This window comes from Alkaliphilus flagellatus (genome assembly GCF_018919215.1).
Lineage (GTDB): Bacteria > Bacillota > Clostridia > Peptostreptococcales > Natronincolaceae > Alkaliphilus_B > Alkaliphilus_B flagellatus.
This window is the reverse complement of sequence record NZ_JAHLQK010000003.1, coordinates 89,023-105,484: the sequence shown is the minus strand read 5'-3', so window position 1 is coordinate 105,484 and position 16,462 is coordinate 89,023. Positions and strand designations below refer to the sequence as shown.

Genomic DNA, 16,462 nt, shown 5'->3' with positions numbered 1-16,462 from the left:
CCAATGTAAGAACATTATCATAACCCAAATGATTTTTATGGCTGATATAGCAATACTTATAATACCAGTATTTATCAATATGTCTGGCAAAAAACCGCAGTCATTTTGTTTCTAAATTATACTAATATTATGAGTTAACCAATACTAATTTTTCAACAGCCTCTTTTTCAGTTGATAGGAAAAACATATCCTTCCCTTTGTTACTCTCATACATAAAATCTTTCAAACTCTTACTTGAATACACAGAAAAGTCACCAACTATCGCAATTTTCATGTGATAATTAATAAACTTTTGTAAAATTTCCCCTGCAAGTTGTGTTTTTAAGTGGAAAAAGTCCTCACACATTGCTGATTTATTCAAAATTATACAATTGCAACCTACTTCAAAGTTTACTGTTGCAATAAAATCCAGTGCCGATTGAACATCAGTTATAAGTATCTCGCTACTATTTACAATAGCAATTTCTATATCATTCTCTTTTATCGTAGTTATTTTCATAATCGTCCTCCAATTAATGATTAGTCTTTTTTTACACTATATTCTTACTCACACTCTTTAAAACCCTCATATGTTCTATTAACTCTTAATTTATTTATTATAATCCAACTTCCCTCGTTATATTTGTTTGTTCAGTAATCATTGTAATTACATTTAACATGTTCTCTGTAAATTTCACGCTTCCCCAAAGAATTACCCTCAATCTTTTATCTTTTTCATCATATTTTAGATGAGTGGTTGATTTGCCCATTTCTTGGTCTTTGCAATTCGCTATAGCTATGATTGTATTTGATATTCTTATATATTCATCCTTTTCGGTTCCATTAATATCTACCACAGTTGATACATTTATTCGCTGTGATATGGTTTGTGCCCCTTCTCCCGCATTAGAGTGCTCAATATTTAACTCTTCCTCTACCTTTTCATTGTCCATTCTAACATTATTTTTTTCCATAAAAATATTTAAGTCATGTCTTGAAATTCTCCACTGTTTTCCAACCTTACTCGCTCCAAGTGTACCTTCACTTATAAATTTTCTGATAGTTTTATGATGCATACCTAGCAATTCTGCGATTTGATCTATTGTATAAAACTTATTCTCCATAAAATTTTATCCTTTCTTAATTACTTTATTGTCAAATTATAATAAATTTTCTTTCCATAGTCAATCAATTTGTTGTATTTTATTTAACTTTATTGTATTTTATTGATATTAATTTCAACTTTTTGTACAAAATAATTAGCCTACGAAATTATTATTCGTAGGCTTTATTCGTAATCAATTTGAAACCAATCACTAACTAATTTGCTTTCTTTAAACCCTCTTTTTTTATACATATCATAAGCCAGGATATTTTTTGTTATAACAATCAAGCTAATTTCTGTTACTTTCTTTGAATTCAAAAAACTAATGGCAGTTTCTAAAAGCAACTTTCCATATCCCTTTCCTCTAGCCACTTTAATTAAACCTAAATCAAATTCACCCACGCCCCGTTCAATATTAAACTGCAAAAAACCTACCATATCATTATTTATTGTAGCTATGTAATAGCAATTATTTTCATCTGCCTTTTTGATATATTCATCAATCTCACTCTCTGTTAGCGTTGCTCCATTGGGAACTTCTTTAAATGCATCATTATAAATCATTAAGTATTCTTTCTTATTATGCTCTGATAACTTTACTAGATTTAATGGTGAATATTTAACTCTTCTATCATCTAAAGTCATCCTTATCGCCGAATATTTCTTCTCTATATTTAGAGTATTTAAGATTTTAATTATTGTATCATCCATTGTTCCTAAAAATAATTCCCGTGATCCATATTTTTTTGCTATGTTCCTAGATTCTTCTATTATCTCACATATAACTGCCCTCTTATCCTCTATGATTTCATTAATATCTAACTTAGTTAAATAGGCTATTCCTTTTTTATTACATTCTTTTAATACTATTGATGCGGTTCCAATAATATCTTCTTCATTAATCTTTAAAATAACTCCTCTACCAAAATCAAATTCGTCAGATTTGAATTGTTTATCCATATCTTCATAAGATAATTTATTTGTTTTATTTCTATTTATAAACTGAATCAACTTCTCTACTTCAAATTTATTTAATTCTAAATAGTTTTTAATCATGCTCCCACCCCCTTTTTAATACTCGTCATTTATTCCTTTACCCAATAACTACTACAGTCATTTGTTCTTTCAATAAATCCGTATTCTATTAACGCCCTTCTTATAGTTGCGTAATCTTCATATATTCTTTTTAAAAGTCTATTAACTTCTTTTTCTGAATAAGTCTTTCCTTTAGAAAAATTCTTAACTATCTCTTTTAATACTATAATTTTCTTTTTTTCTTTAGCAGGATAGCTTTTCAATGCTCCTGTTTCATCAATATACGTTTTAAGAATATCCTCTTTCTCCTTATCAGTAATATTATATCTATCATCTAAAGTTGTTGCTGTTTTATGAGCATCACATATAATATCTTTATCCAACTTATTAATTTTTTTATTTGTATTTTCTGAAAGCAGACTCATCAAAGCTAAAAATAATTTTGCTTGTTTTTCTTTTTCTCTTAGTTTATAACGATGATTTCTAATAGTCGATTGAGCAACTCCAAGCTTTGCAGCAACCTCCTTATCAGATAGCCCTTGCGATATAAGAGTTAGTACTTCTCTCTGTATATCTGACAATCCTGTAAAAGCAGAATTCATCCCCAATAAGTATCCAAGCATTGAATAATGGGTTGATTCTATATGAAATTCTGCTGTCTTCCTTGCATCATATAATTCTGAATTTATTTCATATATACGCCCCTTTTGAAATACCTCTTCACAAATTATGCATCTATATTCTTGGTCATTCTCTGCCAAACCACTTTTTAGCTCTTCTATTGTGGCACTCCAAAATAATTCATTTGATTTTATATCCATAAAACTCAATTCCTTTCAATATGAATACTATTTATTTTATTTACATTATACGTTGTTTTTGAGAATTTGTCTATGCATAAGCAAACATATGCATTATTTGTTTATACGTAATCCTTTGATGCTTAAAATTAAGTTCTTTGGTTCTAACATAGTAGTTAGGGGCAAAGAGGAAATAACACGGATTAGGTATTTCAATTGACATATAACAGATTAACCTTATATTATATAATTGATATTAAAAAATTAGCAATTTTAAACAGCTTTTTTGAGAACTTTAAAAATTGTCTAGAAGCTTTTAAATAAGTTTTCTTTAATGTAATTAAGGAGGAGATTATTATAGCTATTATTGGAATAGATTTAGGAACTACAAACAGTTTAGCTGCTATTTGGAAAGATGGGCAAGCTCAAATTATATCAAACGTTCTAAGAAAACATTCAACACCATCGATTGTGAGTGTTGATGAGAATAATGAAATTTTAGTTGGAGATGTGGCAAAAGAAAGACTTATTACCCATCCTGAGTCCACAGCATGCAACTTTAAAAGATTTATGGGATCATCAAAAAAATTTAATTTAGGATCTTATATATTTACACCTGAAGAATTATCTTCATTTATTTTAAAATCATTAAAAGAAGATGCAGAAAAATATATAGGTGAAGAAGTTGTAGAAGCTGTTATAAGCGTCCCTGCTTATTTTAATGATGCTCAACGTAAGGCAACTAAAAGAGCTGGTGAACTTGCAGGACTTAAAGTTGAAAGATTAATTAGTGAGCCAACAGCAGCTGCCATAGCTTATGGATTGCATCAGGAAAATGATGAAACACAGTTTTTAGTATTTGATTTAGGCGGAGGAACCTTTGACATATCAGTACTGGAACTTTTTGAAGGTGTAATGGAAGTAAAATCTATAGCTGGAGACAATTATTTAGGCGGTGAAGATTTTAATAAAATACTTGTTGACTACTTTTTACAGGAAAATGATTTAGATTTAAAAGTATTAGATAAAAAGACATTATCAGCTTTATGCAAACAAGCTGAACTTTGCAAAAAATCATTGTCAAACCAAGAAAATGCAATTATGAGTTTAACTATAAATGAAAAATATTTTGAAATTGAAATTAATAGAAATAAGTTTGCAAAAATATGTTCAGAAATAATTTTAAGGTTACGCCATCCAGTAGAAAGAGCTCTTAGAGATGCTGACATATCACCGGCAGAAATTGAAGCCATTATCCTAATTGGAGGAAGTACAAGAATGCCTCTAGTAAGATCTGTAGTTAGCAAAATGTTTAATAAATTGCCATATTCTAATATAAATCCAGATGAAGCAGTAGCATTAGGTGCAGCAATACAAGCAGCTTTAAAATCAAGAAATTCGGATTTAAAAGAATTGGTATTAACAGATGTATGTCCCTATACTTTAGGAGTGTCTATAGTAAATGATTTAGGTAATGGTAATTATGAATCAGGATATTTTCTACCTATAATTGAAAGAAATTCGCCAATACCAATAAGTAAAGTTGAAAAATTAGTAACTATTAGAGACAATCAGACTAGTATGTCAATTAATGTATATCAAGGTGAAAGTAGGCGAGTTGAAAATAATATAGAGATTGGCGAATTAGAAATTTCAGTACCACGAGGAAAAGCAGGAGAACAAATGATAGATCTTAGATATACATATGATATAAATGGATTATTAGAAGTAGAAACTACTCTACTAAGCACAGGAGAAAAGAAATCATTAATAATTCAAAACTCTGAAAATGCAATGTCAGAAGAGGAAGTAAAACAGCGTATGCTAGAACTTAGAGATATAAAAATTCATCCAAGAGATAAAACTGAAAATCGATTACTCTTAGCTAGAGGAGAAAGATTATATGAAGAGTCACTTGGCGATAAGCGAGAACATATATCATCATTATTAGATGCCTTCGAAAAAACTTTGTTAACTCAAAATCCTAGACTTATCGAGAAAAATGCTAAGTTACTTGTTGAAAAATTAGATGAATTGGAGAAGTATTATTAATGATGAATTGGTGGGAAATCTTAGGAATATCCTATGATAGTGACTTAAAAACTATAAAAAAAGCTTATGCAAAATTATTAAAAATATATAATCCGGAAGAAGACCCTGAAGGCTACCAAAGACTTAGAGAAGCATATGATAAAGCTATAAAAGATGTTAAGAATAATAATAAACAACAAAATTTACATATTAACTTAGTTGAAAATATTAATGATGAATTAGATGTAAATGAAAAAATAATTAAAAAGCAATACCAAAATATTAATAACAATTATGAAGAACAGAACAATAATGATTATATGAATCAAAAAATAGAAGAATTTTTAGATAAACTAAATGAAATTTATAATGATAATTCCTTAAAGAAAAATACTGAAGTATGGGAAGAATTATTAAATATGGATGTAGTTTGGAATGTCTATAGTGCTCCTATTATAGAAGACTATATGTTTGAATTTTTATTAAATCGCAAAGATTTACCTCTAAATATATGGTGTATATTAGATCATTATTTTAATTGGACTAAAAAAGAAAGAAATTTATATGAAAAATATGATAGAGAAACCGTTGAAGAAGTTTTTAACACTTTGCAAAATATTAGTCAATTTAAATATGAGTATATAAAACAAATAGATCCAAATTTTATTGAAAAATATTTATCATTACGAAATCAAGGTTGTAAAGCATTAAAAAATAGAGATTATTACGAGGCTCAAGAGTGTTTACTTTCAGCTTATGAGATATTTAAACATGATGCAGAATTATTAAAATTAATAGGAAGATTCTATTATGAAATTAGAGATTTAGATAAATCATTAGAATTTTATAAATTAGCTTTTGAAATAAATAAATTTGACTTAAATGTTGCCTTATGGATTGGGAGTATTTTAGGAAGAAAGAGATATTTTGCAGAAGCTTTGTCATATTTTGAAATATGCTTGACTGCTAACAGTAACGATATAATAGCATTAAATAGTATAGGATACTGCTATTATTTTACTGGCAATTTAATAAAAGCAAAGGAAAGTTTCAAAAGAGCACTAGAACTTAAACCTAAAAATAGAGGAATAAAAAAATGTCTAAAAACTATAGAAGCAGAATTAGAAGGAAGGAATGTTAAGCCCTTAAAGTTAAAAAAATATAAACCTAAAAAGAAAAAAGTTGTTAAAAAGAAAAATAAAAGACAAAAAACAGAAGCCTCTATGAAAAAAGCAAGAATTAAAGTAATTACAATTTTATCAATATTAACATTTTTATTCTTTAAATTAAATTTTATGTTTCAAGCGCCAGTTAATAATGATTATACTGAAAAAAGTACAGAATACCAAAATGAAAATAATAAACAAGATGAAATTTATGATGAAGATGAGACAGTTTTTAAAACAATAAAAACTAGAGAAGATTTGCGTAACGTAGACTATTACATTAATTTGAGGATATATTTAGATGAGGTAAAGCCAACGGATTATTTCAAAATATCCGAAGAATTTAAAGGTAAGACTATACTATCGAAAACAGAAGTTGAAGCTAATAATCTACAAGATAAAATTGAAAGTAAGGTATTTGTAGGAATTTTTGATACTGGTGCTATATTATTTGTAGATAAGAATTACAAAGAAGGTACTGTGAATAAAAACACTAAATATAAAATAGAAGGTGCTTTGTGTGCAATTGATAGAGAGGCTTTCGAAAGTATTAGAACAGAATTTGAATTCCATAATGAAAGTGACAAAGACTGGAGAAATGGACTATATATAGATTGCTCACCAGAAGAAGTTGAAAGGTTACGAAAATATAATGAATCTTTTGAGATGCGCGATGGTAAAAGAATTAAAATTGTCAAGACATTAGAAGAGTTTAAAGAAAGTGGTTATGATGCACTACACTCTATATATTTAAAAAATATTATGCATCTTAATGTTTACGTTAATGTTGATGAAAATGGCAAATTTGATTTTCGTAAAAAAGAAGAACTAAATGGAGAAAGTTTTAATAACAAAATATATGCTCAAGCATTTGTTGGCCAAATTGATGGAAAAAATGTTATGTTTATAGATAGTAATTTTTCAATAGATAATGTAGATAGTAATAGAGGATATAATGTTGAGGGCTACAAGTACAAATTTACAATAAAAGAAGCGATAAAGTTACCAACTGAGAAAGGACAAAATGTTGATTTAGTGGAGATTGACCCATGCTTTCTATATAATACAAATTTAAAATTATAATTATTAAATTTAATAGTGATAACCAGTTGCCTAAGCAACTAAAGTTGTATACTATAGGGTGTTACCAACACCCTATTTTTATTTTGCTCATTTATTATGCATATATTATATAAAAACTCAAATAAAAATAAACATATATTTTTATACCTTATTTGGATTACGATAAAATTTGGAGTAGAATGCTCTCTTGAAACCAATGATATCAACGTTTTTGAAGAAAGTATGTGTTACTTGTGATACGGTTTTCCGTATTTTCCTTTATATGTTCGGTTGATCAGTATTTCAACTTCTTTTTAATATACTCATATATAACCTTATCTAGTTCTTGACTAACTTCTAATATCTTCTCTTCACCACAGCTATCTATTCCATCAACCAATTCATTTAGTTGTTTTCTTAACTCTTCTATGCGTTTATTTATTCCTTTCATGACAAATCCTCCAATATAGATTTTCATAAAACTTGCTTATAAAGCAAATTATATCATTAAACTTGCTTTATAATCAAGTTTATAAATAAATAACTTGGGAGATTTCTCTATGATTAATATGAATAATTCAACTAATCGAAACTTAATAGGTGATCGTGTTCGGCAAGCTCGTTATAAATCTAAGCCCAAGGTAACTCAAACAGATCTGTTAGCCCGTCTTGCTGTCCGCGGAATCGAACTGGAAAAAACTACTATTTCTAAAATAGAAGCGAAAACAAGATCAGTAACTGATATTGAACTTGTGGCGATTGCTGATTCATTAGGTGTAAGTGTGTTATGGTTATTGAATATTGAGTAAACTGCTTATTTCATAATTTATAAGACTAGGAGTATTCTAGTTTTTTTCTATACTTATTACCATTTTTGTATCTAAACTTGATTTAGTTAAAATTTTAATAGCACTTAAAAAGTTTCCTATATCTTTTGACCTATCTGCGTTACTACTTATTATAAATCTAACATTTTTATATTTATATGATTCTCTTATCCGAGATACGTATAGTATATCTGTGAAAATTATTAATTTCTAAGATAGTATTAGTCTTTCCTACAACTTTACATATTCTTCAAATATTTATAAGAGATAATTAAAGATTGGAGCCAATTATATGATATATAGAAAGAAAGCCCTCCAAGGTTCTACAGAAATATATAAAGTGTATTTGGACTAAGGAAAAACGACTGATATAAATCAGTCGTTTCCGAGAAAGCATTTGTTATTAACCAAGATACTTCTCATTATTTTTTCTATTAGTATCAATAGCATTAATAGATTGAAGAGTTTTACTGTCTGTTGATATTGTAACTTCTGTTTTCTGTCCTTGTTCATCCGTTACAATGACCTGAACAAATATTTCATAGGCCCTACTATAATTACCTGATTTGGAAAAGGGTTTTCCATGGTCAATACTGCTTCCATCAATGGTCGCAGATATATCCTTAAACTCTGCTCTAGTTGCTTTAACTCCAGAATGTTTTTCTGCAAACTGTTTTGCTAGCTCTAAGTATTCATCACAATTATTCTTATACTTTTCTCTAAGTTTTTCAGGATCAAAAGGTACAGTTGTTTCCTTTTTCTCATATTTTTTTGATGTAGAGACTCTGACGCCAGATATAGCTTCTATGACAAAGCTGTAGGCTGGTGGTGCATCTGAAATATCACTACCCGTTTCCACAATGTCACCTTGCCAATATGCTTTGGCAGCATCAGGATCAATGAAATAGGACATGTAGATTGTCTTGCCGCTTAGGTCAACTTTAAACATATCCCACAGATATTGAGATCCAATTTCAGCTGCTTGGTCCACAGGCAATGCACTAGAGTTTGTAGATCGCATGACCTTGTTCTCTAAAACTTCGTAATCAGCTTTTACATAGTCTTCAGCTTTATCAATAAATGTAGTACTAACGTTGTACGTTGTAGAAATGGATTCCTCCTTATCCAATGCCATTGCCATTGCTACATTGTTCGCTCCTGCAAAAACCGTACTACATAAAGTAATAGCCGTTGCACTTGCCACTACTGTTTTCCAGGTATTTTTTTTCTTTGCTCCCATTGTTTGTTTCATAAATAAATCTCCTTTCCAAATTGATTTTAGTGATAAACACAAATACAGTATAAATCCATAATATTATTGAGTTATTATGAACTTGTTATGAACTTGTAAAAGTTAATTTTACTATGGTACCAACATTGGGCAATGATTCAATTGAAAGTACAGCATTATGGCAATTAGCTATTTGTTCACAGATAGAAAGTCCAAGTCCTACACCACCTTTTGCCCGGTTGCGTGATTTATCCACCCGATAAAACGGGTCTGTTACTTTATTGATTTCATCTTGTGGAATACCCCAACCATTATCCTGAACAGATAAAACTCTACAGCCATTTTCAATGTAAGTATTCCATACAATAACACCTCCAGGATTACAGGCTTTTATTGCATTATCAGTAAAATTGACAAGCAAACTCTGTAGTAAATCCTTATCCCCATAGAGAGAATCAATATCAATTTTCCATTTAAGTGATATTTGACTTTCGTCCAATTTTGCTGCAAGAGATTTCTGTGAATGTTCAAATAGACTGTTTACATCGACTACTTTCATTTTAATTACCTGATTTCTTAATGTGGCTAACTCTAAAAGCCGGTTTGATATATTGAGCATATATTGGCTCTCAGACATAATATAACTGGAAGCAAACATTTTTTCTTCATCGCTAATGGTGGCTTTCTGAATATATTCAGCAAATCCATAAACTGAAGTAAGAGGGGTACGTATCTCATGAGCTAAGTTGTCTACAAATTGCTGTTTCTGCTCAGACGCCTCTGCTAATTGGGTAATACGACGTTGAATTTCCTCTGCCATGTTATTGAAACTCTCTGCCATTTCGGCAAGTTCATTACGACCAGACACGATAATACGATCATCATATTGTCCATTAGCAATTTTTCTTGATGCCGTAGATACCATATCTAGTGGTTCGAAGACACGACTGAGAATCAATTGAAGGCCTACAGCTAAAATAATAGTAAATATGATGCCAACTAGCAATAAAATATGTTGTGTTTTCTGCCATGCTTTTAAGTTGCCAGAGATATCGTGAAGATACTGGATGTTAAATCTATTATCTGTTCCTGGCAGCTCTCCAACGACCTTAAAATAAACACTATCACCTATATTGTGAAAACTAGCTTTTCTAATACCGGACTTAATAGAATAATATGTTAATTCATCTGAACGTTCTGGTAAATTGCTATATATAATTTTCCCTTGTGAAAGTAATTCTAAAAACACACCTTGTTTTTGATAATACTCCGTATAGAAATTAAAGAGCTGCTCTATTGCATCGTCTAAGTTTCCTCCCCTGTCAACTATAGCCATGAGATCCTTACCAAAAGATGAGGAAATAAAGTAATGTTCATTTATTCCACGTTCCTTTATAATATCCATCTGATTGTTAAAAATAAAAACTGAAATAAAAAATAGACTAGAGAAGAATACTATCAAGAATAAGGTAAAGGTTGCAATAAATGTTCTGAACTTCAATCCAATACCTCCAGTCTATATCCCAATTTATATACTGTCTTAATGTAATTATCTAAACCTAGTTTTTTCCTTAACTTCGTGATATGAACATCAACCGTTCTTGTGTCACCTTCAAAATCATAACCCCATGCTAACTCCAATAGCTTCTCACGTGAAAGAGCAATATTACGGTTTCGAATCAAAACCACCAGCAAATCGAACTCTTGCGGGGTAATATCAACCAATTCATTATTAAGAAAGGCTTGTCGACCATCTAAATCTACTCGAACATTATTCAGTACAAAAAACTTTTGCTCTTTATTTGTTCGACGAAGCACAGCTTCAACTCTTGCTTGTAACTCTAACATCTCAAAAGGTTTCACAATATAATCATCAGCACCTAATGTCAGACCCTTAACCCGGTCTGAAAGAGAACTCTTTGATGTAAGAAAGATAACGGGTATGTCCATTTCTTTTACTGTCTCTAAAACTTCATAACCATTCATTTTAGGTAGCATTATATCCAATAATATTAAATCAAAAGTGTACTTTTGTATAATTTCAAGCACAGCTTCACCATCATATACAGATACACACTCATGACCTACTAGTTTTAGATTTCTGTTAATTAAAATATTAATAGGCATTTCATCCTCAACAATTAAGATTAATGCCATAAATTCACCCCTTTTCTTTTTCTAAACTTTTTAAGTATAAAACATAGACGATTCTAACTAACCTATATCATATATTACTATAATTTAGTCTCCTACAACACCAAAAACTCAAATATTAATTTCTAATATTATAATGAATATTTTTTGTTTTCATAGCTTTATCTTCCACCTCTATGTATATTCTTCTACTATATCCTTGATTTAAGTTAAATATCTCTTTATTATCATGTACTTTCTTAATAAGTACAAATATACCAACATAATAATATAATCTAAATATCTTTTCAATTAAATAAGTATAAATATATATTGTCGCCCAGAAATCAATGTTTAACAAATCTCTTTTGGTATAATCTAATTCCATCTTAATTTAATTAAATATGATTACTTCTATGATATTATATTTCAATATAAATTTTTTTACCTGATGAACTAGTGAAATAAAAAAATTATAGATTAACGTTCTTTTCTAGAGATTTTAATGTTAGAAGGTATTTTAATTAAGAAATTATGTTATATCAAACTTTGGGATTAGTAAGTACACAAAATTGAGTTGCATGTCATATATTGTAGTAAATTTGAAGCATTCATTAGAGCATGAAGGAGGAGGCGACACGTGCAGCAAAAAGAATTAAATCAATATATGGTTAATTTAGAACCCATCGGAAAAGGTGTTTATGGAATTGTATATCTTGCATATGACCAACTCGAAAAAAGGAGAGTTGCAATTAAAGAACTGGAAAATTTAGAGCGTGCAACACATGAAGCATATGTAATGAAACAGTGCGGCATCTCAAAATTTTTACCAACTTTTTATGACTTCTTTGAGAATAATGGCAAAGCATACATTGTGATGGAATACGTTAAGGGCGAGACTTTTGGTGAAAATTTTGATAGTCATAGTAAAAAAAGAGATGAAAAGTTGAGTGTGCAAATTACAATAAATATATTGAAAGGGCTTGAAGTTTTCCACAAAACTGGGTTTTACCATGATGATATTAAGCCCAAAAATGTTATGATTCATAACGATGACCCAGAAACTGTTAAGATTATAGATTTTAATTCCTCTAAAAAGATAGAAAACGTTGGCTTAATGAAGAAAGATCTAAGTGATACTGCACAAATGTGTATATTTCTAATAAATGGAACTGTACCAGAGCCAGTAGATAAGGCAGAAATTCATAATAGGAAATTGAAATCAATTTTATTTAAGGCCTTAAATACGGATGCAGGAGATAATTATAATTCACTTAAAGAATTTATAGCTGAATTAAAGGAGTTTAGATAGGCTTTAAATAAACTCGAAGGCCTCATCTTAGATACATTAATTTAAATCAACAAAGCCAGATGCACGAGTAATGATTTTTCAAGTAGTCCTAGTCTCATTAGTCAGTTTTATACTCTCCAGTCATATGGGAATATCTATTCTTTTTATAATAATGCTTAGTTTAATGATTTTCCATAACATGAAGAATAAAGCTATTCAGATGATATGGAGATATATGATTTTATTAATTTTATATAAAACCTTAGATACATTACAGATTTCTTATTTAACTATGATGTTTAATTTAATTATTTTATTGTTTATTCGTGTGCTACCTGCTTATATGTCTTGTATAATTATGTTGAATAAAATGCCAATGAATGAGATGATGACATCTTTAGAAAATATGTATATTCCACAAATGATTATAATACCTTTTGCTGTTGTTTATAGGTATATTTCGACTATTAGATATGAAATATGTTGTGTTAAAGTCAGTCTAAAAATTAGAGGTTTAAATACTTCCTTAACTGGTATTATCCTGCATCCTATGGAAACGATAGAAAACTTCATTATTCCATTATTGATAAGAAGCAGCAAAATATCAGATGAATTGTCTGCGGCATCACTTTGCAAAGGTCTTGATATTACAAACAAGCGCACTTGTCTGTCCGATGTCCGTTTCCAAACTAGCGATACTATTTATTGTTTCATATGTATTCTCATTGCAGTCAGTCTTATTTATATGGATAAAAGTGAGTTTTTCCTATAGTTCTATGGATAGTAGGAGGTGATTTACGTGGAGAAAATAATAATATCACAAGAGGAAAAAGAGGATGTGATCCACTTAGAACATGTTTACTTCACATATGAAGGTAGTTATAGAGAAAATTTAACAGATATAAATCTAAGTATAAAGCAGGGAGAATTTATAGTTATTACTGGAGAAAGCGGATGTGGAAAAACCACATTGACAAGATGTATCAATGGATTGATTCCATTCTAATTCTCTTAAGCAGTATATCTTGTTCATTACTTTGTACAAAAGACAAAGAAGGGAACCTCATAACCATTGATATTTAATATACAGTTTTACAAATAAAAAGAGATACAACTTGTTAAAAAGTGATATCTCTTTTTATTACACATTACTTAGCTTTGTTTCTGGAATCATACTCTTCCTTAAATAAATACAATTTTAATATAGAGAGCTATTATTTAATAACTTCCTTTCAGCAATGGTGTACACTTTCCAGAATAGTATATACATAAAATATGAAGTGCTCTGGTACAGGCAGTATAAAGTAGCAGCCTTTCCTCCTCACAGCAGTAATTCTCATTTCCTGCATTATAAATAAGCACAACATCAAATTCTAATCCTTTAGCAAGATATGCTGGTATTACCAAGGTACCATTAACGTATTCATCATCGTCCTTCATTATAGCTTTAATATGAATTTTCTCTTTTAAGAAATTATATACCTCATCTGCTTCCTTTGTAGTTCTTGTTATTATTCCAATGGATTTATATCCTCTCCCCTTATATATCTTTATATCATCAAGAAGCCTTTCTTTTATAGCTTCTTCCTCTGAAAAACCAAGGAGTAAAGGTTTATCTCCACTTCTTTGTATACTTTCATCAGTAATTTCATTATTAAGTAGCTTTCTAGAAAACTCAGTAATTTCCTTTGTGGATCTGTAGCTTTGGGTTAAATTTATTATGCAAGTGTTGCTTTGAGAGAATATATGGGAGATATTATTATAATCTCCTACACTCATAAATGGATTGATGGACTGATTTAAATCACCCAGTATAGTCATATTTGCATGATTAAAAAGCTGATAAAATATTTCATACTGAAGTGGTGTATAGTCCTGCGCCTCATCAATAATAACATATTTAATTTCCGAGGTTTTTGGAATATCTCCAAGAGCAATTTTTAGATATAGAAAGGGGATCTGATCTTCATAGTTGAGTTTCTGAGCCTTCAAATTTTCTAAAGTATAGCTTTTGATTTTCTCAATTTTCCCCACACAGTATCCAGTATTTGAGCTTCTATAAAAAAACTCTAATTTCTCAAAAAGCTTTTTATAGATGTCTACTAAATTAAACTCTGTTATTCTGTCTATTTCATAGTATATTTCCTTCATTTCATCCTTTACAATAGCTATACTATCCTTTAAAATCTCTACTTTATCTATATAAGAGCCTGAATGCTCCAGTTCAAAAGCAACTTCTTCTATCCGGTGTTTTTTATAAGGTTTTAGAAGGAATAAAATTCTTTCTTTTATCTTTCTAAGTCTCCTTTTCAACGGAAGTTTTATATAATCTTTAAAAAACAGTTCTTGTAAATCCTTAGATGAGACTATTAGCCCGTCTCTAAAAATGATGTCTGTAAAATTTCTATCCATTTTTTCAACGTAGGTCACATAATATTTTAATATATTTACAAATTCCACAGTAGACTTATACCTTATATTACTAATTCTGCTTTGATAGTTTAACTCATCCTTTGAACCTAAAATATATTCCATCATTTCGCAGTAATCTTCTTTTGTAAGCCCGCTACCTAAAGCCATATGCATATATTCCTTAAATGTTGTCTGGTACATATTATCTTCTCCAAGCTCTGGTAATACATTAGAGATATAATCATTAAAAATTTCATTGGGTGAAAATATTACTATATTCTCAGGTGTTATTTTCTCCCGATATTTATATAAGAGGTAGGCAATTCTATGAAGAGCAACAGAAGTTTTCCCGCTTCCTGCAGGACCTTGAACAATCAGAGTTTTATACTCTTCATTACGAATTACTTTATTCTGCTCTCTTTGAATTGTTGTTACTATGGCCTTCATCTTGCTATCAGTGCTTTTACTCAAGATATCTTGAAGCATTTCATCGTCTATCTTAAGATTGCTATCAAACATATATTCAATTTTGCCGTTATTAATTTTGTACTGTCTTTTCAGCATAAGTTTCCCTTCTATAATTCCTTGAGGGCATTTATAATTAGCCTCTCCCATTTCACAATCGTAAAACATGCTGGAAATCGGTGCTCTCCAGTCATATATGAGGAAATCAAGGTTATCATTAATAAGGTTTGAAATCCCGATATAATATTTCTCGGCTTTGTCCTCCCCATTTTCAAGAAAGTCGATTCTTCCGAAATAGGGTGACGAAAGCATTCTCTCGTATTTTTCTTGAAGTTTTCTGGTTGACTCATGGCTTATCTTTTGTATTTTCATGAAATTGATGAATTGCATAAAATCTACAACCTGCTCCAGCCCATTTGTTATGGAAACTGAGCCTATTTCATCCCATATCTCCTTTTGTGTTCTAATGGCATCTTTTTTAATTTTTTCTTTAAAATCTCTGTTTTTATCAAACTGTTTCCGCGTCTCTTTAAGCACATCTTGCAGCCATTCATCTTCAAGCTTCCATTCAAAGTCATCCCTGTTCATGATATAACCTCCTTATAATAAATAATTCAATAAAATTATTTAAAAAACATATTGACATTGTTTTTTAAAAGATATATAATATAATTGAGGATAAATAAATATTGGTTGTAAAGTGGCGGTATAAATTTATATTATCACTTTTGTTTTGTTATGTCAATAATAAAGACATTTGTAATTAAACAAATGTCTTTTTCTTATATACTCATTGATTGATTTATTCCATGAATTAAATCCTTTCAATATTGATTAATTACTCTTTCAGTAATATTCTTAGCATGTTGATGCATACTTAAAACTATTTCTACAGCTTGTCTAGCAAGACAGGAAATACATTCAC

At 29.6% G+C, this 16,462-nt stretch carries 15 protein-coding genes; 6 read left to right on the top strand and 9 right to left on the bottom strand.

The genetic code is table 11. The annotated features are described in order from the left end of the window. Positions 1–127: 127 nt before the first annotated feature. The 4 genes from KQI88_RS08160 to KQI88_RS08145 all read right to left on the bottom strand — a co-directional run bounded on the left by KQI88_RS08160 (position 128) and on the right by KQI88_RS08145 (position 2,940). Complete coding sequence (locus tag KQI88_RS08160) at positions 128–499, bottom strand: DUF4180 domain-containing protein (RefSeq protein ID WP_216416113.1); 372 nt, start codon at positions 497–499, stop codon at positions 128–130. A 97-nt stretch (positions 500–596) separates the two neighbouring features. Beyond that, entirely contained in the window at positions 597–1,103 is a 507-nt protein-coding gene (locus KQI88_RS08155) for a helix-turn-helix domain-containing protein (RefSeq protein ID WP_216416112.1), read from the bottom strand. 164 nt (positions 1,104–1,267) lie between these two features. Further along, entirely contained in the window at positions 1,268–2,140 is an 873-nt protein-coding gene (locus tag KQI88_RS08150) for a GNAT family N-acetyltransferase (RefSeq protein WP_216416111.1), read from the bottom strand. Between the two features lie 29 nt (positions 2,141–2,169). Beyond that, a complete protein-coding gene (locus tag KQI88_RS08145; protein ID WP_216416110.1) occupies positions 2,170–2,940 on the bottom strand; it encodes a DUF2087 domain-containing protein in 771 nt (256 codons plus the stop codon). A 318-nt stretch (positions 2,941–3,258) separates the two neighbouring features. On the opposite strand from KQI88_RS08145, the gene KQI88_RS08140 reads away from it, so the two are divergent. Continuing rightward, a complete protein-coding gene (locus KQI88_RS08140; protein ID WP_330656180.1) occupies positions 3,259–4,971 on the top strand; it encodes a molecular chaperone HscC in 1,713 nt (570 codons plus the stop codon). Then, positions 4,971–7,199, top strand: a complete 2,229-nt coding sequence (locus KQI88_RS08135) for a J domain-containing protein (protein WP_216416108.1) — start codon at positions 4,971–4,973, stop codon at positions 7,197–7,199. Before KQI88_RS08140 ends, KQI88_RS08135 begins: the two co-directional genes overlap by 1 nt. A gap of 274 nt (positions 7,200–7,473) precedes the next feature. Here KQI88_RS08135 and KQI88_RS08130 read toward each other — a convergent pair whose 3' ends face one another. Then, the gene (locus KQI88_RS08130; RefSeq protein ID WP_246579204.1) at positions 7,474–7,629 is read right to left on the bottom strand and encodes an aspartyl-phosphate phosphatase Spo0E family protein; all 156 of its coding nucleotides are present in this window, start codon (positions 7,627–7,629) and stop codon (positions 7,474–7,476) included. A gap of 109 nt (positions 7,630–7,738) precedes the next feature. On the opposite strand from KQI88_RS08130, the gene KQI88_RS08125 reads away from it, so the two are divergent. After that, the gene (locus KQI88_RS08125) at positions 7,739–7,987 is read left to right on the top strand and encodes a helix-turn-helix domain-containing protein (protein WP_330656135.1); all 249 of its coding nucleotides are present in this window, start codon (positions 7,739–7,741) and stop codon (positions 7,985–7,987) included. Between the two features lie 421 nt (positions 7,988–8,408). Here KQI88_RS08125 and KQI88_RS08120 read toward each other — a convergent pair whose 3' ends face one another. The 3 genes from KQI88_RS08120 to KQI88_RS08110 form a co-directional block, all read right to left on the bottom strand. Continuing rightward, the gene (locus KQI88_RS08120) at positions 8,409–9,257 is read right to left on the bottom strand and encodes a hypothetical protein (protein ID WP_216416106.1); all 849 of its coding nucleotides are present in this window, start codon (positions 9,255–9,257) and stop codon (positions 8,409–8,411) included. A gap of 85 nt (positions 9,258–9,342) precedes the next feature. Continuing rightward, on the bottom strand, positions 9,343–10,737 hold the full coding sequence (locus KQI88_RS08115; protein WP_216416103.1) for a HAMP domain-containing sensor histidine kinase: 1,395 nt from the start codon (positions 10,735–10,737) through the stop codon (positions 9,343–9,345). After that, the gene (locus KQI88_RS08110) at positions 10,734–11,393 is read right to left on the bottom strand and encodes a response regulator transcription factor (RefSeq protein WP_216416101.1); all 660 of its coding nucleotides are present in this window, start codon (positions 11,391–11,393) and stop codon (positions 10,734–10,736) included. The genes KQI88_RS08115 and KQI88_RS08110 overlap by 4 nt, the downstream gene beginning before the upstream one ends. A gap of 616 nt (positions 11,394–12,009) precedes the next feature. Between KQI88_RS08110 and KQI88_RS08105 the strand changes: the two genes are divergently transcribed. The 3 genes from KQI88_RS08105 (at position 12,010) to KQI88_RS08095 (ending at position 13,666) form a co-directional block, all read left to right on the top strand. After that, positions 12,010–12,681, top strand: coding sequence for a protein kinase domain-containing protein (locus KQI88_RS08105; protein ID WP_216416099.1), 672 nt, complete (start codon positions 12,010–12,012; stop codon positions 12,679–12,681). Between the two features lie 70 nt (positions 12,682–12,751). Next, the gene (locus KQI88_RS08100; RefSeq protein ID WP_216416097.1) at positions 12,752–13,432 is read left to right on the top strand and encodes an energy-coupling factor transporter transmembrane component T; all 681 of its coding nucleotides are present in this window, start codon (positions 12,752–12,754) and stop codon (positions 13,430–13,432) included. Positions 13,433–13,459: 27 nt separating this feature from the next. Beyond that, positions 13,460–13,666 (top strand): ATP-binding cassette domain-containing protein, encoded by a 207-nt coding sequence (locus tag KQI88_RS08095; protein WP_330656134.1) that lies wholly within the window; start codon positions 13,460–13,462, stop codon positions 13,664–13,666. A gap of 212 nt (positions 13,667–13,878) precedes the next feature. Here KQI88_RS08095 and helD read toward each other — a convergent pair whose 3' ends face one another. Continuing rightward, positions 13,879–16,125, bottom strand: coding sequence for an RNA polymerase recycling motor HelD (helD, locus tag KQI88_RS08090; protein WP_216416095.1), 2,247 nt, complete (start codon positions 16,123–16,125; stop codon positions 13,879–13,881). Positions 16,126–16,462: the final 337 nt, after the last annotated feature.

Excerpts from the sequence above, each read along its gene's own strand:
- KQI88_RS08160 (WP_216416113.1), bottom strand. The coding sequence starts at position 499 with ATGAAAATAACTACGATAAAAGAGAATGATATAGAAATTGCTATTGTA.
- KQI88_RS08100 (WP_216416097.1), top strand. The coding sequence starts at position 12,752 with ATGATTTTTCAAGTAGTCCTAGTCTCATTAGTCAGTTTTATACTCTCC.
- KQI88_RS08155 (WP_216416112.1), bottom strand. The coding sequence starts at position 1,103 with ATGGAGAATAAGTTTTATACAATAGATCAAATCGCAGAATTGCTAGGT.
- KQI88_RS08130 (WP_246579204.1), bottom strand. The coding sequence starts at position 7,629 with ATGAAAGGAATAAATAAACGCATAGAAGAGTTAAGAAAACAACTAAAT.
- helD (WP_216416095.1), bottom strand. The coding sequence starts at position 16,125 with ATGAACAGGGATGACTTTGAATGGAAGCTTGAAGATGAATGGCTGCAA.
- KQI88_RS08125 (WP_330656135.1), top strand. The coding sequence starts at position 7,739 with ATGATTAATATGAATAATTCAACTAATCGAAACTTAATAGGTGATCGT.
- KQI88_RS08150 (WP_216416111.1), bottom strand. The coding sequence starts at position 2,140 with ATGATTAAAAACTATTTAGAATTAAATAAATTTGAAGTAGAGAAGTTG.
- KQI88_RS08145 (WP_216416110.1), bottom strand. The coding sequence starts at position 2,940 with ATGGATATAAAATCAAATGAATTATTTTGGAGTGCCACAATAGAAGAG.
- KQI88_RS08135 (WP_216416108.1), top strand. The coding sequence starts at position 4,971 with ATGATGAATTGGTGGGAAATCTTAGGAATATCCTATGATAGTGACTTA.
- KQI88_RS08110 (WP_216416101.1), bottom strand. The coding sequence starts at position 11,393 with ATGGCATTAATCTTAATTGTTGAGGATGAAATGCCTATTAATATTTTA.
- KQI88_RS08120 (WP_216416106.1), bottom strand. The coding sequence starts at position 9,257 with ATGAAACAAACAATGGGAGCAAAGAAAAAAAATACCTGGAAAACAGTA.